The following is a 16,640-nucleotide window of genomic DNA, read 5'->3' as shown; positions in this document are numbered from 1 at the left end:
GGGGGTACTAGCTTGCAAAAAAGCTTACTCTTACAAATAATCACTTTATCTCTACTTCTGCCCCTGCTTCCTGAAGCTTTTTGGCTATTTTTTCCGCTTCCTCCTTTGGAATTGCCTCCTTTACAGGTTTGGGAGCACCATCTACCAAGTCCTTTGCCTCTTTTAGACCCAAACCAGTTATCTCCCTCACGACCTTTATTACGTTTATCTTATTAGCACCAGGATTTTTGAGAATTACGGTAAATTCTGTCTTCTCTTCTGCTGCTGGAGCTGGACCTGCAGTAGCTCCTGCTGCCACTGGCGCAGCTGCCACCATAGCAGCTGCAGAAACGCCGAACTTCTCCTCCAGTTTTTTGACCAGCTCGGCAACTTCCAAAACTGTCATGTTGCCTATGGCCTCTACTATCTCTTCAATGCTAATAGTCGGCATGTTTATACCTCCTTATTGGGATTTTTTCTCTTCTATTGCTTTTAAAGTAAGAACTAACTTCTGGGGAATGCTCTTGAGTGCCATTATAAAGTTCATCAGAGGTGCTTGCAGTGTGCCCATAAGTTTGGATATGAGCACCTCCCTTGGGGGTAATTCCGCAAGAGCCTGTATATCCTGTGGTTTCAGAAACTTTCCGGACATAAACCCACCCTTTATGCTCGCTATGGGGTTTTCTTTGTTTAATTCCTTGGAAACCTCAAAGACCTTCTTTGCAACAACCACAGGATCACCATAAGCAAAAACCAAAGCGGTGGGACCTACTAACACCTCCCTGTGGTCCGCCACAGGAGTTTGCATAAATGCTCTGTAAAACAGTGTGTTTTTTCCTACCAAAAGCTCTGCGTTCATGCTTTTGAGCTCAGCTCTAAGTTTAGTAAGAGGCGAGGCATCTATGCCCGAATAGTTGAAGAATATTACCAGATTAGACCTACCTATCCTATCTTTGTAACCATCCACCAATTCTGCTTTTAATACCCACGCCTTTCTCATGCAACCGCCTCCTGCAACTTTCTAAGCGTTGTGCTTATGTCCACTTTCACACCTGGAGACATGGTCCCAGAAAGAGTTATACTTCTAATGTACTGGCCCTTGGCACCAGCAGGCTTTGCCTTTACAACCGCATCAATAGCAGCGTAAATATTTTCAATTAACTTTGCATCCTCAAAAGAAACCTTACCGACTGGCATGTGCACGTTGCCAGTTTTGTCTACCTTAAACTCCACTCTACCTTTTTTAGCCTCCTCTATAGCTTGTTTTACGTTTGTAGTAACGGTGCCAGTTTTCGGGTTTGGCATAAGACCCCTTGGTCCCAGTATTTTACCCAACTTTGCCACTTTGGGCATAATATCGGGAGTGGCTATGACAACATCGTAATCCACCCACTCTTCCTTTATTATCTTGTTTATCAGATCCTCTCCACCTACATAGTCTGCACCGGCTTCCTTTGCAAGTCTTTGCGTTTCACCTTCTGCCAAAACCAAAACTTTAAGCTCTCTACCTAAGCCGTTGGGAAGCACAACCGAGCCTCTTACCATCTGGTCTGCATACTTTGGATCTACTCCAAGCTTCATAGCAAGCTCAACAGTCTGGTCAAACTTTGGACCGCACTCAGCCTGCATCTTTTTCAACAATCCTACAGCCTCTTCTACAGAATAAAGCCTGTTTTTGTCGTATAGCTGAATACATTTGGCGTACCTTTTACCCCTCTTCATTACTCACTCCTTCCAACCTTCTATTTCTATACCCATGCTTTTTGCAGTGCCGGCTATGGTTCTCATGGCAGCATTCAAGTCGTTGGTGTTCATATCCTTCAGTTTGATTTTGGCAATCTCTTTTAGCTGATCCACTGTTATTTTACCTACCTTTTGCCTCTTTGGATCGCCAGAACCACTTTGGACTTTGGCTGCTTTCTTCAGCAAGTAGGATGCAGGGGGAGTTTTCATTACAAAGGTAAAGCTTCTGTCTTGATAGATGGTTATAACAACTGGCACCACGGTGCCTGGTTCAAATTCCTTGCTTGCTGCGTTGAACTGTTTGACAAATTCCATTATATTTACTCCGTGCTGACCGAGTGCTGGACCAACTGGTGGTGCAGGGGTAGCTTGCTGTGCAGGAAGCATAAGCTCCACTGTGGCAGTCACTTTCTTAGCCATTATTAGCCTCCATGAAGAATAAAAAATTATAACATATTTTCAAAGTTTTTCAACCTGAGAGAAGTCCAGCTCCACTGGAGTTAACCTTCCAAATATGCTTATTAACACAGTTATTTTTTCTCTCTCTGGATGCACCTCTTCTACAGTGCCAGTAAAATTCATAAAGGGTCCCTCTATAACCCTTACTTGATCTCCTTTTTCAAACAGGACTTTAACAGGCTTTACACCCTTCTTGACAAAGGCTATTATTCTTTCCACTTCCTTTTCGTCAAGAGAAGCTACTTTTCCACCCACCAAGACTGGTTTATACACGTGAGGTGTCTTTTCTATAGCCCTCAAGAGAGCATCATCTATATCAGCTTTCATAAGTAAATATCCGGGGAACATCTTAGATTCCAGAATAATTTTTGCTTCTGTTTTGTTTTCTTTGCAGACTATCTTCTGCCCTGGTTTTGAAATGGGGGGCGCTTCTACGCATAGGTCTCCCTCCACACTTTCCAAAACCCTAACCTCTCCGTTCTCTATCCTAAAGGTGGTCACACCCTTTTTCCCCAATACGCTGATGTCCCTGTTGTTTCCCCGCAAAGACAACCTATACTTTTCCTTTCCCATAGTCTTTATGACTACCTTTTCCTCTGCAGGAACGACTACTTCTTGAACCTTTTCAGAGAGACCTTCCAACTCAAGAACCTTTAGAAAATTTTCCTTAGCTGTTGCTTCTTTACCCGCTTCTACCTGTAAAGCATACCACTTAAACTCACCCATTACCTACCTCTCAATGAAAGCAAAAAATTGACCATATTTACAAAGGCTATATCTAAAATCCAAAGATAGAAGCCAATTATAAGGGAAAATATTATAACACTGATTGTGGCCTTAAAGGCCAAACTTCTGCTAGGCCAAGAAACCCTATTTAGCTCCTGCCTTACGCTCTTTAGGAAGTTTTTAATCTTTTCCATTCTTTTCTCCATGCGGGGCACGGAGGACTCGAACCCCCAACCGCGGGATTTGGAGTCCCGCGCTCTGCCAATTGAGCTAGTGCCCCTATTTTACCTCTCTGTGTATAGTGTGCTTTTTACACCACTTGCAGTACTTTCTTAGCTCCATCCTCTGGGGCTTTTTCTGCTTGTTTTTAGTGGTGGAGTAGTTCCTCCTCTTGCACTCCGTGCACGCCAAAACTATTATTTCTCTTACCGCAGCCATCCTTTACACCTCAATCAAGGATTTTTGTAACCACACCAGCACCCACAGTCCTTCCACCTTCCCTTATGGCAAACCTAAGTCCTTCCTCCATCGCTATGGGCTTTATTAGCTCAATCTCAAGCTCCACGTTGTCCCCAGGCATCACCATCTCCTGACCCTCTGGCAACTTCACCACTACCCCTGTCACGTCCGCTGTCCTAAAGTAAAACTGTGGCCTGTAATTCACAAAAAATGGACTGTGCCTCCCACCTTCTTCCTTCGTCAATACATACACCTGTGCCCTAAACCTCCTGTGCGGCGTCACACTACCTGGCTTTGCCAATACCTGCCCCCTCTCCACATCGTCTTTGCCTACACCCCTCAAAAGCACACCTATGTTGTCCCCAGGTAGTGCCTCATCAAGGACCTTCCTAAACATCTCTATGGATGTGGCTACAGTCTTCAGTGGTTCTTCTCTGAGCCCTACTACCTCCACTTCCTCACCAGGCTTTAGTACTCCACGCTCTACCCTGCCTGTTACCACCGTTCCACGTCCAGATATGCTAAATACGTCTTCTATGGGCATCAAAAATGGTTTGTCTGATTCCCTTACAGGAGTTGGTATGTATTCGTCCATGGCGTTGAGCAGTTCCACTATGGCATTGCACCACTTGTCAGGTTTCCCTGCTTCTAACTCCTGCAATGTCCCTAAGGCAGAACCCCTTATGACCGGTACCTCATCTCCAGGAAATTCGTACTTATTCAAAAGTTCCCTCACTTCAAGCTCCACAAGGTCCAAAAGCTCTGGGTCATCCACCATGTCACACTTGTTCATGAACACCACTATGTAGGGGACATTGACCTGTCTTGCCAACAGCACGTGTTCTCTTGTCTGTGGCATTGGACCGTCTGCTGCAGAAACCACAAGGATAGCTCCGTCCATTTGGGCTGCGCCTGTTATCATGTTCTTGATGTAGTCTGCGTGTCCTGGGCAATCTACGTGTGCGTAATGTCTTTTTGCGGTTTCGTATTCCACGTGTGTTATGTTTATGGTTATACCTCTTTCTCTTTCTTCTGGTGCTTTGTCTATTTCTTCGTATTTCATACACCTTGCCTTACCGCCGGGCATAACACCCGCAGCCAATGCACATGTTATGGCAGAGGTTAGAGTAGATTTGCCATGGTCTACGTGCCCTATAGTTCCTACGTTGACGTGTTCCTTCTCTCTTACAAACTTCTCCTTTGCCATACCTTGCTACCTCCTGTATTTAAGCCCAGGACCGGACTTGAACCGGCGACCTCACCCTTACCAAGGGTGTGCTCTGCCCACTGAGCTACCTGGGCTATGTCTTTAAAGCGGGCGACGGGACTCGAACCCGCGACCTGCTGCTTGGAAGGCAGCTGCTCTACCACTGAGCTACGCCCGCTAAAGTGGAGGGGGCAGGATTCGAACCTGCGCAGGGCGGAGCCCGGGGGATTTACAGTCCCCTGCCTTTGACCACTCGGCCACCCCTCCTAAAGCTGGCGGTGGGACTTGAACCCACGACCGCGGGATTACAAATCCCGCGCTCTGCCCACTGAGCTACGCCAGCTGAAAATTATATCATAAATCATAACATAAAAATTTTCAAGACGAGGCTGTTTCAAATGCTTCCCACTACCCTTTTATGCCTTGTATAAAGTTGGCCTTCATCAAGTTCAGATTTTAGCCTTCATACATTTGATAGTCAATATAACTGTGTTTTTGAAACAGGCTTTTTCAAGACTGACTAACTCTCCTGTTATATAATCTTCATGAGGAGGTGTTTGATGAAAAAGTTGATACTTGTGTCCGTGCTTTTAAGCAGCTTGTCCTTTGCCCAGCAGAAATTCGCATGCATAGACCCTAATAGGATACTTCAAGAATCCCAGACTGCTAAAAAAGCGCAAGAAGGACTAAGGAATAAATTTCAATTCTATCAAAATCAGTTAGATGAGATGGGGAAAAAATTAGAGGAGCTGAAAAAACAGATAGAAAGTAAAGCCATAAGTCAGAAGATGAGGGAAGAAAAAATAAAAGAATATCAGAAGCTGGAAGCAGAAGCCATAGAATTACAGCAAAAAGCACAAAAGGAGCTTAATGAGCTGAGAATAAAAACAGAAGATGAACTTACAAAAAAAATAAAAGAAATATCCGAGGATATTTCAAAGAAAGCTAATTTTACTGGAGTTTTGGACTGTAGCGTGTTTGTTTATAGGTCTGCGGAAATAGACATAACGGATGAGGTTATAAAAAGGTTGGATGCAAAATGAGTCTAAACAGGGAGCTTTTGGATATACTCGCCTGTCCAAGGTGTAAGGGTGATCTCAAATACGATGAAAAGTTGGAAGTTTTGATTTGTCAAGCCTGCGGTCTATTTTACGAAATAATTGAAGGCATACCTATACTAACTCCCGACTCTGCAAAACCTCTTTCAGAGCTTGAAAAAGTTCATCCTCAGAAAGCACAACCTTAACCCCGCTGGGCTTCACCCTTTCACCGAAGTGTATATAATCAACAGGTTTTTTATATATCTTCTTGTAGTTTTCTACCATCTGATAGTCTGCAAGGCTATCTCCGATATAGATCGCGCTGTCCAATCGCATACCCTCAATACAAAAATGAAGAGCATAGGGATTTGGCTTTCTCAGATTGGGATCTTCTATAGTATCATCATCCACTACAAAGTCAAAAAATTCCCAAAGCCCAAACCTGTCAAAGGCACTTTTTAAGTCCTCCTTTGGTCTTCCCGTAAGTATGCCAAGAGGGATGTTATATTGTTTTAATTTTCTAAAAAACTCTCTGCTCAAGATTAGTCTTTCCAAGTTTTTAAGTTTTTCGTATTCCTTGTTAAATTCTTTTATGATTTCTTCTAAGGAAGCGTATTTATTGAAGGTTTTTATGACTTCCAAAGTAGCCAAATAGTCGTTGTTTATACCATTTTTGAATTTTATTTCTCTAACCTTTTCTATGTCTAAGCTAATCCCTATGAATTTTTCTGCAGTATTTTTTATAGCGTAATGGTAAGAAAGACTCACATCTATTATCACACCATCCACGTCAAAGATTAACCCTTTCCTCATCCTCGGTTTTGCCGTCCCATTTTTCCTCAGTCTATCTTATCCGATGTTAGCCCTTATCTCCGAACTGTAGATGTTAAATTATAATGCGAAGCGGCAGGTTAAGATGCCATAGTATTACTGGGCAAAGCTTTGGAAAGTAAAAACTTTGCGAACTTATTTGCTAAAAAGGTTGTTTTACTGTCCTCCGGGAAAACTATGTAATACCATCTCCTTGCATTAAATCCTCTTATTTTTACCTCAACTATGTTGCCTTCCTGTAAATCTTTCTCTAATATCCCCCTTGAAAGAAAACTACATCCGTGACCATTCTTGACCATACTGAGAATAGACCTTCCGCAGTTTATCTCAATCTTTATTTTCAATCTTTCAAAAATTACTCCCAATCTTTCCAACTCCTCCTTTACCACCCTTCTGGTACCCGAACTGACTTCTCTAAATATCAATTCAGCTGAGTATAAATCTTCTGGGTTTATTTCTCCTAACTCAGCGAATGGATGCGAAGGATGGGTAAAGAATACAATCTCATCGTAGAACCAACGAACGGCTCTAAATTTTTCAGATGGTTCTCTCTCAATCAGTCCAATGTTTAAAACACCAGAAGAAAGCCCTTCCTCTATCTGTTGAGAATTTTCCACAAAAGCCTTTATGGATATACCTGGCATCTGAGAGTGGAACTCAACCAACAGCTCTGGGACCTTGTATTCACTCAGCGTGGTGCTTATCCCAACAAACAGGGTGTCCTTAAAATCCTTCTTTATCTTTGCCATTTCCTCCATAAGGCTTTCATAATCTTTTAAAAGGGACTTTGCCAAAGCGTAAATACGCTTTCCTTCCTCTGTTAAAACTATTCGTCCACTCTGTCTCTGAAATAGTTTGGCACCAACCATTTTTTCCAAAGCCTTTATTTGCTGTGTAACGGCAGGCTGTGTAATGTACAAAATTTCAGAGGCTTTTGAAAAACTACCTAAATCGGCAACTGCCACAAAGGTCTTTAACTTTGTGATGTCAATCATTAGTTTTAATATAATACAAAATTATGTTGAGTTAAGTATGACTTATTTTAAGAAACTCTTTGACCAATCTTTCTATGTTATCTCTAATGCTTCTCAATTTAGCTAAATCTGATTGATCCTTCACCTCTTCTAAGACCCAGTGTTCCCTTCTTTTGTGGTTTATGTAATAGGGGCATCTATCCCGTGCTTCTGGAGACAAAGTTATAAGTATGTCTATCCTATCGTATGGTAGAGATTCACATCCGACTGGGTGGATACCCTCTACAGGATAGCCCTTCTCGGTCAGTACCTTTATTACATTTTCTGGTAAGTTTTTTTCTGGTTCAATTCCTGCAGAGTAAACTTCTACGTTCAACAGTAGCATCTTGGCTAATTTTGTAAATATGGATTTTGCCATCGCAGCCCTTACTTTTCCTCTTGTAGATACAAAGCATACCTTCATTGTTATAATTTTAAAGTTATGTTGGAGTTGTTAACTGAAAAGTTTAGTAAAGCTCTTTCAAAACTAGAAAAAAACAAAAAATTAAGCGAAAAACAGATAAATGACTTTTTGAGGGAAATAAGGACGGCGCTTTTGGAAGGCGATGCAGATTATGAAGTGGTAAAAGCTTTTTTGAAAAGGGTCAGGGAAGAGGCTCTGAAAGAGGATTTAAGCAAAAAACTCTCACCTTATGAACATTTGCTGATGACGGTTTACGAGGAGTTAGTAAAAATATTGGGTGGGAGTAAAGCAGACCTAAAAAAGGGAGTAGTTTTGTTTGTTGGACTTCAGGGTACGGGCAAAACTACCACCATAGGAAAGTTAGCCAAGTATTTAAAGGAACAAGGAAACAAAGTGGCGGTGTCTTCTACGGACGTGAGAAGACCAGCGGCTATGCTACAGCTTCAAAGATTAGCAGAGAAAATAGATGTCCCATACTATAAATTTGAAGAAGGATTGAGCGCCATTGAGATAGCTAAGCTTGCTTCCTCTAAAGCAAAATCTGAAAGAGTGGATTACTTACTCTTGGATACCGCTGGAAGATTACATATAGACGACGAGCTTATGGAAGAGCTGAAATCCATAAAGGAAGTTATCTCTCCTTCCGAGGTTCTTTATGTGGCAGATGCAATGCAAGGGCAAGAAGCTTTGAGGGTAGCAAAGGTATTTCACGAAAAAGTGGGGCTCACCGGGGCAATCCTTACAAAGATGGACGGAGATGCCCGTGGCGGTGTAGCCTTTTCTATAAGGGAAGCTTTGGGCATTTCCATAAAGTTTGTAGGAACAGGAGAAAAGCTTGAGGACATAGAACCTTTCTATCCAGATAGAGTTGCTCAGAGAATATTGGGCCTTGGAGATGTGCAAAGTCTTTTGGAAAAAGCTCAAAAAGCCATACCAGAAGACGAAGCACAAGTTATGGCTACAAAGGTTTTAACCGGAGAGTTTGATTTGGAAGACATGCTAAAGCAATTTGAGTTTATAGAAAAGATGGGACCCATAGACAAGTTGCTAAGCATGGTGCCCGGATTGTCTGCTTATGTAAAGTATATTAAAATAGACGAAAAGTTAATAAAGAAAAAGAAGGCAATTATCCAGTCTATGACTAAAGAAGAAAGAAGAAATCCCAAGATAATAAACATGAGCAGAAAAATCAGAATAGCAAAGGGGAGCGGCACGTCAATATCTGATGTGAATAAACTACTTAAAGAGTATGAACAAATGAAAAAATTTATAAGAAGTATGAAAAATGCTAAAGGTCCTCTTGGTATTCCAAGACCACCTTTTAGGTTTTAAGCATATTCTAAAAAACTTACATTAGGAAACTTTTAAAACTTGCGGGCTTTGGTGTGGCTTACGCTACCCTTCACAAAGGCTTTTCTTTTGCAGGTGCTGAAAGACCTGTGGAAACGCCTCTCTTTGCCCTCAGAGGAGATGGTTTTGTGGTAGCTATCGATACTAAATAGCAAGAATATCCACTGGTGGGAAAGGTGGGACACTGGGTTCAATTAGTAAAAACGGTAAATTTCTTTTTGTGGCAAACAACGCACCAGACCAAAGGACTGTAAGCGTGATAGATACTGTAAATCTAAGGAAGGTTAAAGATATTGAAACTGGTTCAAGGCCTAAGCATCCTGTAATTTCTCCTAATGGGAGGCTCCTTAGAGTCCACAGACCCTGCACGCATAGAAGGACATCACGGAAACTTTACCAAAACGGAGAACTTGTGAAGGTGATAAACTCTAGGGCGTATACCGGGTAAAGGAAGTAGTCAATTGCCTTGAGAGTCCATTGCCCCTTGGTTTAAACTACAGCTTTGGTTATATAACATATGCTTTCCGTTGGAGGAGTTTGACGCAAGGGAAGGTATTGCATACATTGAAGGTATAGCTATGGATGAGCTGGATGTGGCGGAAAGGTTAAGGTTTAGAAACCATAGCGAAGTGGATGATTTGCTCAAGGTGTGTATAAACTCCGAAAAAGACAGAATTTTGTTTTGGAAGGTGCCAAGTGGAGTGGTTAGCTATATACTCAGCAAACTTCCAAAATACAAGAAGGTTTATCATCTGAGCAATCATTACTTACTTCCGAATGCTTACCTTTCAATAAGGTTAGACACTCCAGAGAAGGAAAATTTTATTTTATCCTACTATAATAATACGAAGATATGAAACTCTTAACGCACTTTATCTTGATCCTTCTTCTCTTAGTTCTGGATTTCAAGGCTTCAGAGCATCATCACGAAGACCATCAATATCATCACGACTGTGAGCTCTGTATAGTCCAACACCAACAACAGTACACGAGCGATGTAAATTTAGAATTAATTTTCAATTTCCCCACACTTTCCTTAGATAACCCAAAAGCACCGCAAGTTTTGCCCTCGTCCTCATACAAAAAGCACACACTAACCAGAGCACCACCAACAGAATAAGTCCTCCTAACCACACCACTTTTTAAACACAAAAAACTTCAGGAGGTGAAAGGATGAAGGTTTTGTATATATTTAGCACGCCCAACAGTGCTTCTTACATTTTGGGAAGGATGATCCTTCCCCAACTTGAACACGATGCCCACCCAGTTGAGGTGGTGGGTATGTTCTTCTTTCAGGATAACACTTACGTGCTCGTTAGGGGTAACCCGATAGGAGAAAGGCTTTCTAAGCTTTTGAAGGACGGAAAGGTTGGTTTTTTGATGGGTTGCGACCAGTGTTGTTATGAGAGAAACATAGCGGACAAGCTTGTGGAAGGTGCCACTCTTGGGTGCTTTCCTATGCTTTACGGTAAAGCCCAGCAATTGGGCGCAGAGCAAGTAATAACACTTTAAAGGGAGGTAGTGTCATGAAGAAATTAGCTCTTTCTCTTGCTATATTTAGCTTTTCCTTTGCTCAGGAAAGCTTAGAAGACTTAAAGCGCCAGCTTGAAGAACAAAGAAGGCTCATAAGAGAGCTGGAGAAGAAAATTGAAGCCCTTGAGAAGGTTCAGAAGGTTGAAGCAAGACAAGAAGAGAAAAAGGAAGAAAAGCCAACGCCAGCGGACAGAACCCTTCAACTTAGAAGCAAGTATGAAGAAAGGCTAAAAGCCTTTCAAATCTCTCCCTTCAGACAAACTGCCTTTTTGCCAGACATCTCCTTGATAGTGGATACATCCGTTGTGGGAAGGAACAGAAAAGACAAAGAACTTAAAGAGCTTAAAATTCCAGGCCTGTATCACAAGCACGAACATGACAAACATGGACACGGCGCACCAAACGAAAAAAGAGGCTTTAACCTAAACTATGCAGAGCTTTTCTTTTACTCACCTGTGGATCCATACTTTGACCTTTACGCCACCATTCCTTTCTCCGAGCACGGCGCGGAAGTGGAAGAGGCTTATGCGGTAACAAGGGGCCTTCCCGGTGGTTTTCAACTAAAAGTAGGTAAATTTAGAAGCTCCTTTGGAAGGCTGAACTCTCAGCACCCACACGCCTGGGACTTTGCAACCCAGCCCTTAGTCTATAAAGTCTTCTTTGGAGATGACGGACTTACAGAAAAAGGTATTCAGCTAAACTGGCTTGCTCCTACACCTTTCTACCTACTGTTTGGTGCGGAAGTCCTTCAAGGAGAGAACGAGCAAAGCTTTGGAACAGAAGGGTTTAGAATAGGTTCAGTAGAAGTCCCAGAGACAAGGAAACCAAACTTATACGTAGGTTTTGTAAAAACGTCCTTTGACGTAGGAAATCTTTCAGTTCTAACTGGACTATCTTACGGCGCTGGACACACCAGAATACATCACACACACGATAACAAAGAGCATGCCTTTGCGGGAAAGACCAAGCTCTATGGCTTTGACCTTACCGCAAGGTATAACATAGACTCTACGAGGTATGTGTCCTTCCAAGGGGAGTATATCTATAGAGATAGCGAAGGTAAATATTTTGAATACGACGGCAACATGTTAACCACTGAAGAAACTAAAAAGAAACAAGGAGGCTTCTATTCCCAACTTGTTTTTAGATTTGACAAAAGGTGGAGAGCGGGTGTTCAATACAACCTCATAAACAAGAACGACGTCAAAAAGGATGGAGTTAAGCGGGATCTGCCAAAGAACCTCCCAGCTTACTATGCCATGCTTGAGTATAGTCCTACGGAGTTTTCCCGCATAAGGCTTCAGGTAGGGCAAAACAGGGCATTCTATGAGAAGAATAGCAGGAAAACGGTAAATGAAGTGATCCTCCAGTTTAACTTTGCCATAGGAGCTCACGGAGCCCATCCCTTCTAATAAGTTTGCCCCCTCTGGGGGCTTTTTATGACCATAGGCGGAGATGCGAAGGATGAAGGTTTTTATGTTTATACTACTCATCATTAGCTTTAGCTTTGCCCAGCTGAAGGTGGTAGCCACTTACCCTTGGATAGGAGAGCTGGTAAAGGAGATAGGAAAAGATAAGGTAAAGATTCACGTTATCGCAAAAGGCACCGATGACCCTCACTTTGTTGTTCCAAAGCCTTCCCACATTGCTAAAATGAGAGATGCAAACCTTTTGATCATCCAAGGTGCAAGCATAGAAATAGGCTTTCTTCCTCCTCTTCTTCAGCAATCCAACAATCCCAGAATTCAACCTGGTAGAGAGGGCTTTTTGGACCTTTCCCAGTTTGTGGAACTTATAGAGAAACCTCAGAGGGTTTCCAGGGAGATGGGAGACGTGCATCCAGAAGGAAATCCTCATTACAATTTGGACCCACACAACATACCCATTCTGGCAAGAGTTGTCGCAGAAAGAATGTGTCAGCTGGATAGCCCAAACTGCTCTTACTACAAAGCTAACCTTGAGGACTTTGTGGGAAGATGGAACGCAAAGTTAAAGGAGTGGGACAGAGAATTCTCAAAGCTAAGGGGAACTAAAGTTATAAGCTATCACAAGCTGTATGACTATTTCTTAAACAGATACAGGATAGTTTTGGTGGGAACTTTGGAACCGCTTCCGGGCATTCCTTCAACTGCCAAGCACATAGAAGACCTTACCGCCCAAGCCCAAGGAGTAAAGTTTATCCTTCAGGATGTCTATCACGAAAAAAGGACTGCAGAATACGTGGCAAAAAGGCTAAATGCCAAAGTACTAATTTTACCCCACGACGTGGGTGCGGTGCCAGAAGCTAAGGACTTATTTTCCTTGTTTGATGAGATCCTCAAAAGGTTCAACCAATGATAGACATACTCTTAAACGCCCTATTGCTTTCCTTCATACTTTTGGGTATTCACGCCTACTTTGGGCTTGAGATAGTAAGAAGGGGGATAATATTCACAGACATTGCCATAGCCCAATTTTCTGCGGTGGGGCTTGCCCTCTCCCTTTTTTTCTTTGACAGACCCTCCTACTTTCTTTCTTTATCCTTTGCACTGCTGTCAAGTATTCTTATCGCTTTGTCCCAAAGGTTTAAAGAGTATTCAGAAGCTTTTATAGGCTTGATGTATGCTTTGGGCTTTTCTTTGGTGGTGCTTTTGCTTTCCAAATCCCCCCACGGTATAGAAGAGCTACTAAAGCTTACCGCAAGAGACATTCTTTTTGTCCTTAGAGAAGAGATAGTAAAAACAAGCTTTTTGTATGCGTTCATCGGGTTTTTGCTCTACATAAGGGAAAAGTTTTTAAAAGGGTCTTTAAAGGATTTTGCTTTTTTTGCCCTGTTTGCTTTAACCGTAACAAGCTCGGTAAATTTGGTGGGAGTGTTTGTAGTCTTTTCTATACTGGTTGCTCCTGCTCTAACTGCCAAACTCTTAGGAAAGGGTCTTGCGTTTGCTTGGATATACGGCTCTGCGGTTAATACCTTAGCTATAGTTCTGTCTTTTCTTTTTGACCTTCCCACTGGCTTTAGCGTGGTGTTCTTTAACTCTTTCTTGAGTGTGCTGGTTTTCTTAGTTCGTTTGTTAAGTCGGAAAACTTCATAAAGCCTCTATAAGCACAGCTTTACTTTCTAAGCACTCTATCAGACTTTCCAAGTCTTCCCTTTTCACAAAATAAACTCTCCCACCTATTGGTTTTCCCAATTCTTTAAGTGGATTTATTCTGATGTAGCCTAAACTGCTTGCCACATAGCCTGTAGTGTAGTCTTCGTCGTCGCTCCAGCAAAGCTCTGCCAAAACACCACAGTGAATGTTCTTTGTAGCCAATGCCAAAGCATCCATAAGCCTGTTTAAATACTTTCTTTTTATCCCCCTCTTTAAAAGGGCTTGCTTTATAACTTTTCTGTCCTTCCAATCAACCCTTACTGTTCTTATGCCCCTTTCCTTGTCTGGTTCCAATCTTTCCCCTGTTTGCACGTCCATAAGCGCTGCGCCCCTCATGTTACCGCCCCTTGGATTTGGTCCCTTGTCCAAAAGCTCTAAAGCCTTCTGTCCAAGCTCCCGCTTTATACCTAACTCTTCCAATTTTTTCAACGCAAAGGCTCTTGCTTCCTCAACAGATTTAAAGTCATGGCTGTATATGGTTAAAGCCTTTGGGATCAAATACACCTTTTCCACTTTTTCCACAGTAATTACCAACCTGTCGTAAACCTTTGGCCTTTTGAGAAGCTCTTGGACCACCTTATTTAAAGATTCCTCATCTATCAACCTCTCCGCTCCCGAGATGTGCAGACCTTTTAGCTCAGCTCTCATACGCACGCTGATCATTTTTTGGAATACCTTCCAAACAAACCAAAGATGTATCCTAACCCAAAGCCTAATATGAAAGTACCTACCACCAAAAAACCAAGGGGCACGGGTGGTATGCGATAATACACACCGTTAAACTCAGGAGTAAGAACAAACTCCACTGGAGAAAGATTTAGATATACCAAGTAGCTAAAGCCTAAGAGCAAAGCTATGAAGAAGATAAAGTATATTAAAAACTTCATAGCAGACCCTCCTCTCTTTTTGCATTTTCTATCTGAACAAACACCTGTTCTTTGGAAGTGCCTCCGTAGGTTTTTCTCCTGTCTGCGCAAACTCTTGGATCCAAAAGTTTCAAAGCGCTTTCATCAAAGAGCTCAGAAAACTCCTTTAGCTCTTCCAAGCTAACTTCCTCAAGCCTTTTGCCTTTTTCCAAAAGGTAGCCTACCAAAGAACCCACTACTTTATGCGCCTGTCTGAAAGGTAATCCCTTTAGCACAAGGTAGTTTGCCAAATCTGTGGCTAAGGTAAAACTACCAGCACAGGAAAACGTTCTTTCTTCGTTTATCTGCAAACCTTTTAGCAAAAGAGCCATAACCTCCAAAGAGCTTTTTAGAGTATCTATGCTATCAAAAAGGGGTTCTTTGTCCTCCTGTAGGTCCCTGTTGTATGCGTATGGAAGTCCCTTTAGGGTAGTTAAAAGACTTATTAAATTCCCATAGAGCCTTCCTGTCTTTCCTCTTATTAGCTCCAACACATCGGGGTTTTTCTTTTGGGGCATTATGGAACTGCCCGTGCAAAACCTGTCCGGCAAAGACACAAAGCCAAATTCTTCCGATGACCAGATTATCAGATCCTCTGAAAGCCTTGAAAGATGCATACCGCAAACCGCACAAGCGTAAAGCACATCAAGGATAAAATCCCTTTCTGCGGTGGCATAAAGAGAGTTTCTGATAACAGACCTAAAGCCAAGCTCCTTTGCGATGTAAAACCTATCTATGGGGAAATCCACACCAGCGGATGCACCACTGCCAAGGGGGAGGCTATCCAAAAGTCTGTAGGCATTTGCAAACCTAATGCTGTCAGTCAAAAGGGCCTCCCTGTGGGCAAGGAAGTAGTGGGCAAGCCTTATAGGCTGAGCCCTCTGAAGGTGTGTATAAGAAGGGATTAAAACATCCACCGTTTTTTCAGCAAGCTCTACCAAAGCTATTCTTAGCTTCTTTAACTCTTTTTGTAATTTTTCTATCTCCTCTTTTAGAAAGAGCCTTTCGTCTGTTGCCACCTGATCGTTGCGAGACCTGGCAGTATGCACCTTCCCACCCACCTCTCCTACCTTTTCCGTTAAAGCCCTCTCTATGTTCATATGCACATCCTCTAACTCTTCCAAAAACTCCATCTTTCCACTTTCCACATCCTCCTTTAGTTTTAGCAATCCAGATACTAATAGCTCTTCTTCTTCCTTTGTGATTACTCCAGCTTGGCTCAGTGCCTTTACGTGGGCAATGCTTTGCCTTATGTCCTGAAGGGCAAGCCTTTTGTCAAAGCTAACCGATTGAGTAAATTTCTCTACAAGCTTTTCTGTTTTCTCTTTAAACCTTCCTTCCCAAGGTTTTTGCATAGGATTATTTTAAACTTGCTATTTGGCTTTGTTGAGAGAGAAAATCTCTTCTGGCGTTCCTCTTCAGCTAAGCCAAGTGCTTCAAAAACTATTTTGTCAAGCTCTCTTCTGTCTGGCACTATGCGGTCAAAAGTGTTTTTAATTTTAGAAGACCCAATCCCAATTTCTTTACAAACCCTGTGCTAATCGTTCTATTTGTGTAAAAGTAGGCTTTTTTTTCGCCAAACGATTTAGCCATTGGACTTTTCTTCCCTATACAATTATTTTTTTCATTTACTCTTTGCTTTCAATAATCTATTTTTTACAAGCTCTAAGACTGCGCGATAGACTTCAAGTTGCTCTTCTTCTGTTAAGCCAAGTGCTTCAAAAACTATTTTGTCAAGCTCTCTTCGGTCGGGCATTATGCGGTCAAAAGAGACTTCTTCTGGCTTCACATACTCATAAGGATGCTCCGGATGTGTGCAGTTTTTCTCCTTGCATTT

The 16,640-nt window shown here is 42.2% G+C and carries 23 protein-coding genes, 5 tRNA genes and 1 pseudogene; 9 read left to right on the top strand and 20 right to left on the bottom strand.

Features of this window, described 5'->3' with window-relative positions:
- Positions 1 to 40: 40 nt before the first annotated feature.
- From rplL to V7P40_RS06185, 13 genes are all read right to left on the bottom strand, one after another.
- Positions 41 to 430, bottom strand: coding sequence for a 50S ribosomal protein L7/L12 (rplL, locus tag V7P40_RS06245; protein WP_333785116.1), 390 nt, complete (start codon positions 428 to 430; stop codon positions 41 to 43).
- Positions 431 to 442: 12 nt separating this feature from the next.
- Entirely contained in the window at positions 443 to 979 is a 537-nt protein-coding gene (rplJ, locus tag V7P40_RS06240; RefSeq protein ID WP_333785115.1) for a 50S ribosomal protein L10, read from the bottom strand.
- Entirely contained in the window at positions 976 to 1,701 is a 726-nt protein-coding gene (gene rplA / locus V7P40_RS06235) for a 50S ribosomal protein L1 (RefSeq protein ID WP_333785114.1), read from the bottom strand. Before rplA ends, rplJ begins: the two co-directional genes overlap by 4 nt.
- Before the next feature lie 3 nt (positions 1,702 to 1,704).
- On the bottom strand, positions 1,705 to 2,142 hold the full coding sequence (gene rplK / locus V7P40_RS06230; protein ID WP_333785113.1) for a 50S ribosomal protein L11: 438 nt from the start codon (positions 2,140 to 2,142) through the stop codon (positions 1,705 to 1,707).
- A 39-nt stretch (positions 2,143 to 2,181) separates the two neighbouring features.
- The gene (gene nusG / locus V7P40_RS06225) at positions 2,182 to 2,907 is read right to left on the bottom strand and encodes a transcription termination/antitermination protein NusG (RefSeq protein WP_333785112.1); all 726 of its coding nucleotides are present in this window, start codon (positions 2,905 to 2,907) and stop codon (positions 2,182 to 2,184) included.
- A complete protein-coding gene (gene secE, locus V7P40_RS06220; protein ID WP_333785111.1) occupies positions 2,907 to 3,101 on the bottom strand; it encodes a preprotein translocase subunit SecE in 195 nt (64 codons plus the stop codon). Before secE ends, nusG begins: the two co-directional genes overlap by 1 nt.
- 13 nt (positions 3,102 to 3,114) lie before the next feature.
- A tRNA-Trp gene (locus V7P40_RS06215) sits at positions 3,115 to 3,187 on the bottom strand.
- Positions 3,187 to 3,345: a 50S ribosomal protein L33 gene (gene rpmG / locus V7P40_RS06210; protein WP_333785110.1), complete on the bottom strand. Its 159-nt coding sequence runs from the start codon at positions 3,343 to 3,345 to the stop codon at positions 3,187 to 3,189. The genes V7P40_RS06215 and rpmG overlap by 1 nt, the downstream gene beginning before the upstream one ends.
- Positions 3,346 to 3,355: 10 nt before the next feature.
- Positions 3,356 to 4,573, bottom strand: a complete 1,218-nt coding sequence (gene tuf / locus V7P40_RS06205; protein WP_333785109.1) for an elongation factor Tu — start codon at positions 4,571 to 4,573, stop codon at positions 3,356 to 3,358.
- A gap of 22 nt (positions 4,574 to 4,595) precedes the next feature.
- Positions 4,596 to 4,668 (bottom strand) — tRNA-Thr (locus tag V7P40_RS06200).
- 11 nt (positions 4,669 to 4,679) lie between these two features.
- Positions 4,680 to 4,751, bottom strand: a tRNA-Gly gene (locus V7P40_RS06195).
- A gap of 5 nt (positions 4,752 to 4,756) precedes the next feature.
- Positions 4,757 to 4,840 (bottom strand) — tRNA-Tyr (locus V7P40_RS06190).
- Between the two features lie 3 nt (positions 4,841 to 4,843).
- Positions 4,844 to 4,916 (bottom strand) — tRNA-Thr (locus V7P40_RS06185).
- 217 nt (positions 4,917 to 5,133) lie between these two features.
- On the opposite strand from V7P40_RS06185, the gene V7P40_RS06180 reads away from it, so the two are divergent.
- Positions 5,134 to 5,616 (top strand): OmpH family outer membrane protein, encoded by a 483-nt coding sequence (locus V7P40_RS06180; RefSeq protein WP_333785108.1) that lies wholly within the window; start codon positions 5,134 to 5,136, stop codon positions 5,614 to 5,616.
- A complete protein-coding gene (locus tag V7P40_RS06175; RefSeq protein ID WP_333785107.1) occupies positions 5,613 to 5,819 on the top strand; it encodes a Trm112 family protein in 207 nt (68 codons plus the stop codon). Before V7P40_RS06180 ends, V7P40_RS06175 begins: the two co-directional genes overlap by 4 nt.
- Here V7P40_RS06175 and V7P40_RS06170 read toward each other — a convergent pair.
- From V7P40_RS06170 to V7P40_RS06160, 3 genes are all read right to left on the bottom strand, one after another.
- Positions 5,746 to 6,426, bottom strand: a complete 681-nt coding sequence (locus tag V7P40_RS06170; RefSeq protein WP_333785106.1) for an HAD-IA family hydrolase — start codon at positions 6,424 to 6,426, stop codon at positions 5,746 to 5,748. The two genes, V7P40_RS06175 and V7P40_RS06170, sit on opposite strands and share 74 nt — an antisense overlap.
- A gap of 98 nt (positions 6,427 to 6,524) precedes the next feature.
- Positions 6,525 to 7,439, bottom strand: coding sequence for a LysR family transcriptional regulator (locus V7P40_RS06165; protein ID WP_333785105.1), 915 nt, complete (start codon positions 7,437 to 7,439; stop codon positions 6,525 to 6,527).
- A 31-nt stretch (positions 7,440 to 7,470) separates the two neighbouring features.
- Positions 7,471 to 7,881, bottom strand: a complete 411-nt coding sequence (locus tag V7P40_RS06160; protein WP_333785104.1) for a low molecular weight phosphatase family protein — start codon at positions 7,879 to 7,881, stop codon at positions 7,471 to 7,473.
- Between the two features lie 18 nt (positions 7,882 to 7,899).
- Between V7P40_RS06160 and ffh the strand changes: the two genes are divergently transcribed.
- From ffh to V7P40_RS06125, 7 genes are all read left to right on the top strand, one after another.
- Complete coding sequence (gene ffh / locus V7P40_RS06155; protein WP_333785103.1) at positions 7,900 to 9,213, top strand: signal recognition particle protein; 1,314 nt, start codon at positions 7,900 to 7,902, stop codon at positions 9,211 to 9,213.
- A 545-nt stretch (positions 9,214 to 9,758) separates the two neighbouring features.
- On the top strand, positions 9,759 to 10,088 hold the full coding sequence (locus V7P40_RS06150; RefSeq protein ID WP_333785102.1) for a hypothetical protein: 330 nt from the start codon (positions 9,759 to 9,761) through the stop codon (positions 10,086 to 10,088).
- The gene (locus V7P40_RS06145; RefSeq protein WP_333785101.1) at positions 10,085 to 10,351 is read left to right on the top strand and encodes a hypothetical protein; all 267 of its coding nucleotides are present in this window, start codon (positions 10,085 to 10,087) and stop codon (positions 10,349 to 10,351) included. The genes V7P40_RS06150 and V7P40_RS06145 overlap by 4 nt, the downstream gene beginning before the upstream one ends.
- Positions 10,352 to 10,404: 53 nt before the next feature.
- On the top strand, positions 10,405 to 10,743 hold the full coding sequence (locus tag V7P40_RS06140; RefSeq protein WP_333785100.1) for a hypothetical protein: 339 nt from the start codon (positions 10,405 to 10,407) through the stop codon (positions 10,741 to 10,743).
- Positions 10,744 to 10,757: 14 nt separating this feature from the next.
- Positions 10,758 to 12,176 (top strand): hypothetical protein, encoded by a 1,419-nt coding sequence (locus tag V7P40_RS06135; protein ID WP_333785099.1) that lies wholly within the window; start codon positions 10,758 to 10,760, stop codon positions 12,174 to 12,176.
- A 64-nt stretch (positions 12,177 to 12,240) separates the two neighbouring features.
- Entirely contained in the window at positions 12,241 to 13,101 is an 861-nt protein-coding gene (locus V7P40_RS06130; protein WP_333785098.1) for a zinc ABC transporter substrate-binding protein, read from the top strand.
- Positions 13,098 to 13,838 (top strand): metal ABC transporter permease, encoded by a 741-nt coding sequence (locus V7P40_RS06125; protein ID WP_333785097.1) that lies wholly within the window; start codon positions 13,098 to 13,100, stop codon positions 13,836 to 13,838. The genes V7P40_RS06130 and V7P40_RS06125 overlap by 4 nt, the downstream gene beginning before the upstream one ends.
- On the opposite strand, the gene V7P40_RS06120 is transcribed toward V7P40_RS06125, so the two are convergent.
- From V7P40_RS06120 to V7P40_RS06105, 4 genes and pseudogenes are all read right to left on the bottom strand, one after another.
- On the bottom strand, positions 13,833 to 14,561 hold the full coding sequence (locus tag V7P40_RS06120) for a 6-carboxyhexanoate--CoA ligase (protein ID WP_333785096.1): 729 nt from the start codon (positions 14,559 to 14,561) through the stop codon (positions 13,833 to 13,835). The genes V7P40_RS06125 and V7P40_RS06120 overlap by 6 nt on opposite strands.
- Positions 14,558 to 14,785: a hypothetical protein gene (locus V7P40_RS06115; RefSeq protein WP_333785095.1), complete on the bottom strand. Its 228-nt coding sequence runs from the start codon at positions 14,783 to 14,785 to the stop codon at positions 14,558 to 14,560. The genes V7P40_RS06120 and V7P40_RS06115 overlap by 4 nt, the downstream gene beginning before the upstream one ends.
- Entirely contained in the window at positions 14,782 to 16,158 is a 1,377-nt protein-coding gene (gene argH / locus V7P40_RS06110) for an argininosuccinate lyase (RefSeq protein ID WP_333785094.1), read from the bottom strand. The genes V7P40_RS06115 and argH overlap by 4 nt, the downstream gene beginning before the upstream one ends.
- Before the next feature lie 269 nt (positions 16,159 to 16,427).
- A pseudogene (locus V7P40_RS06105) lies at positions 16,428 to 16,640 on the bottom strand (hypothetical protein); the annotation flags it as partial.

The organism is Thermocrinis sp., assembly GCF_036781485.1.
GTDB lineage: Bacteria > Aquificota > Aquificia > Aquificales > Aquificaceae > Thermocrinis.
Note: the sequence above shows the minus strand (reverse complement) of the source record. Positions and strands in the feature narration are given on the sequence as shown.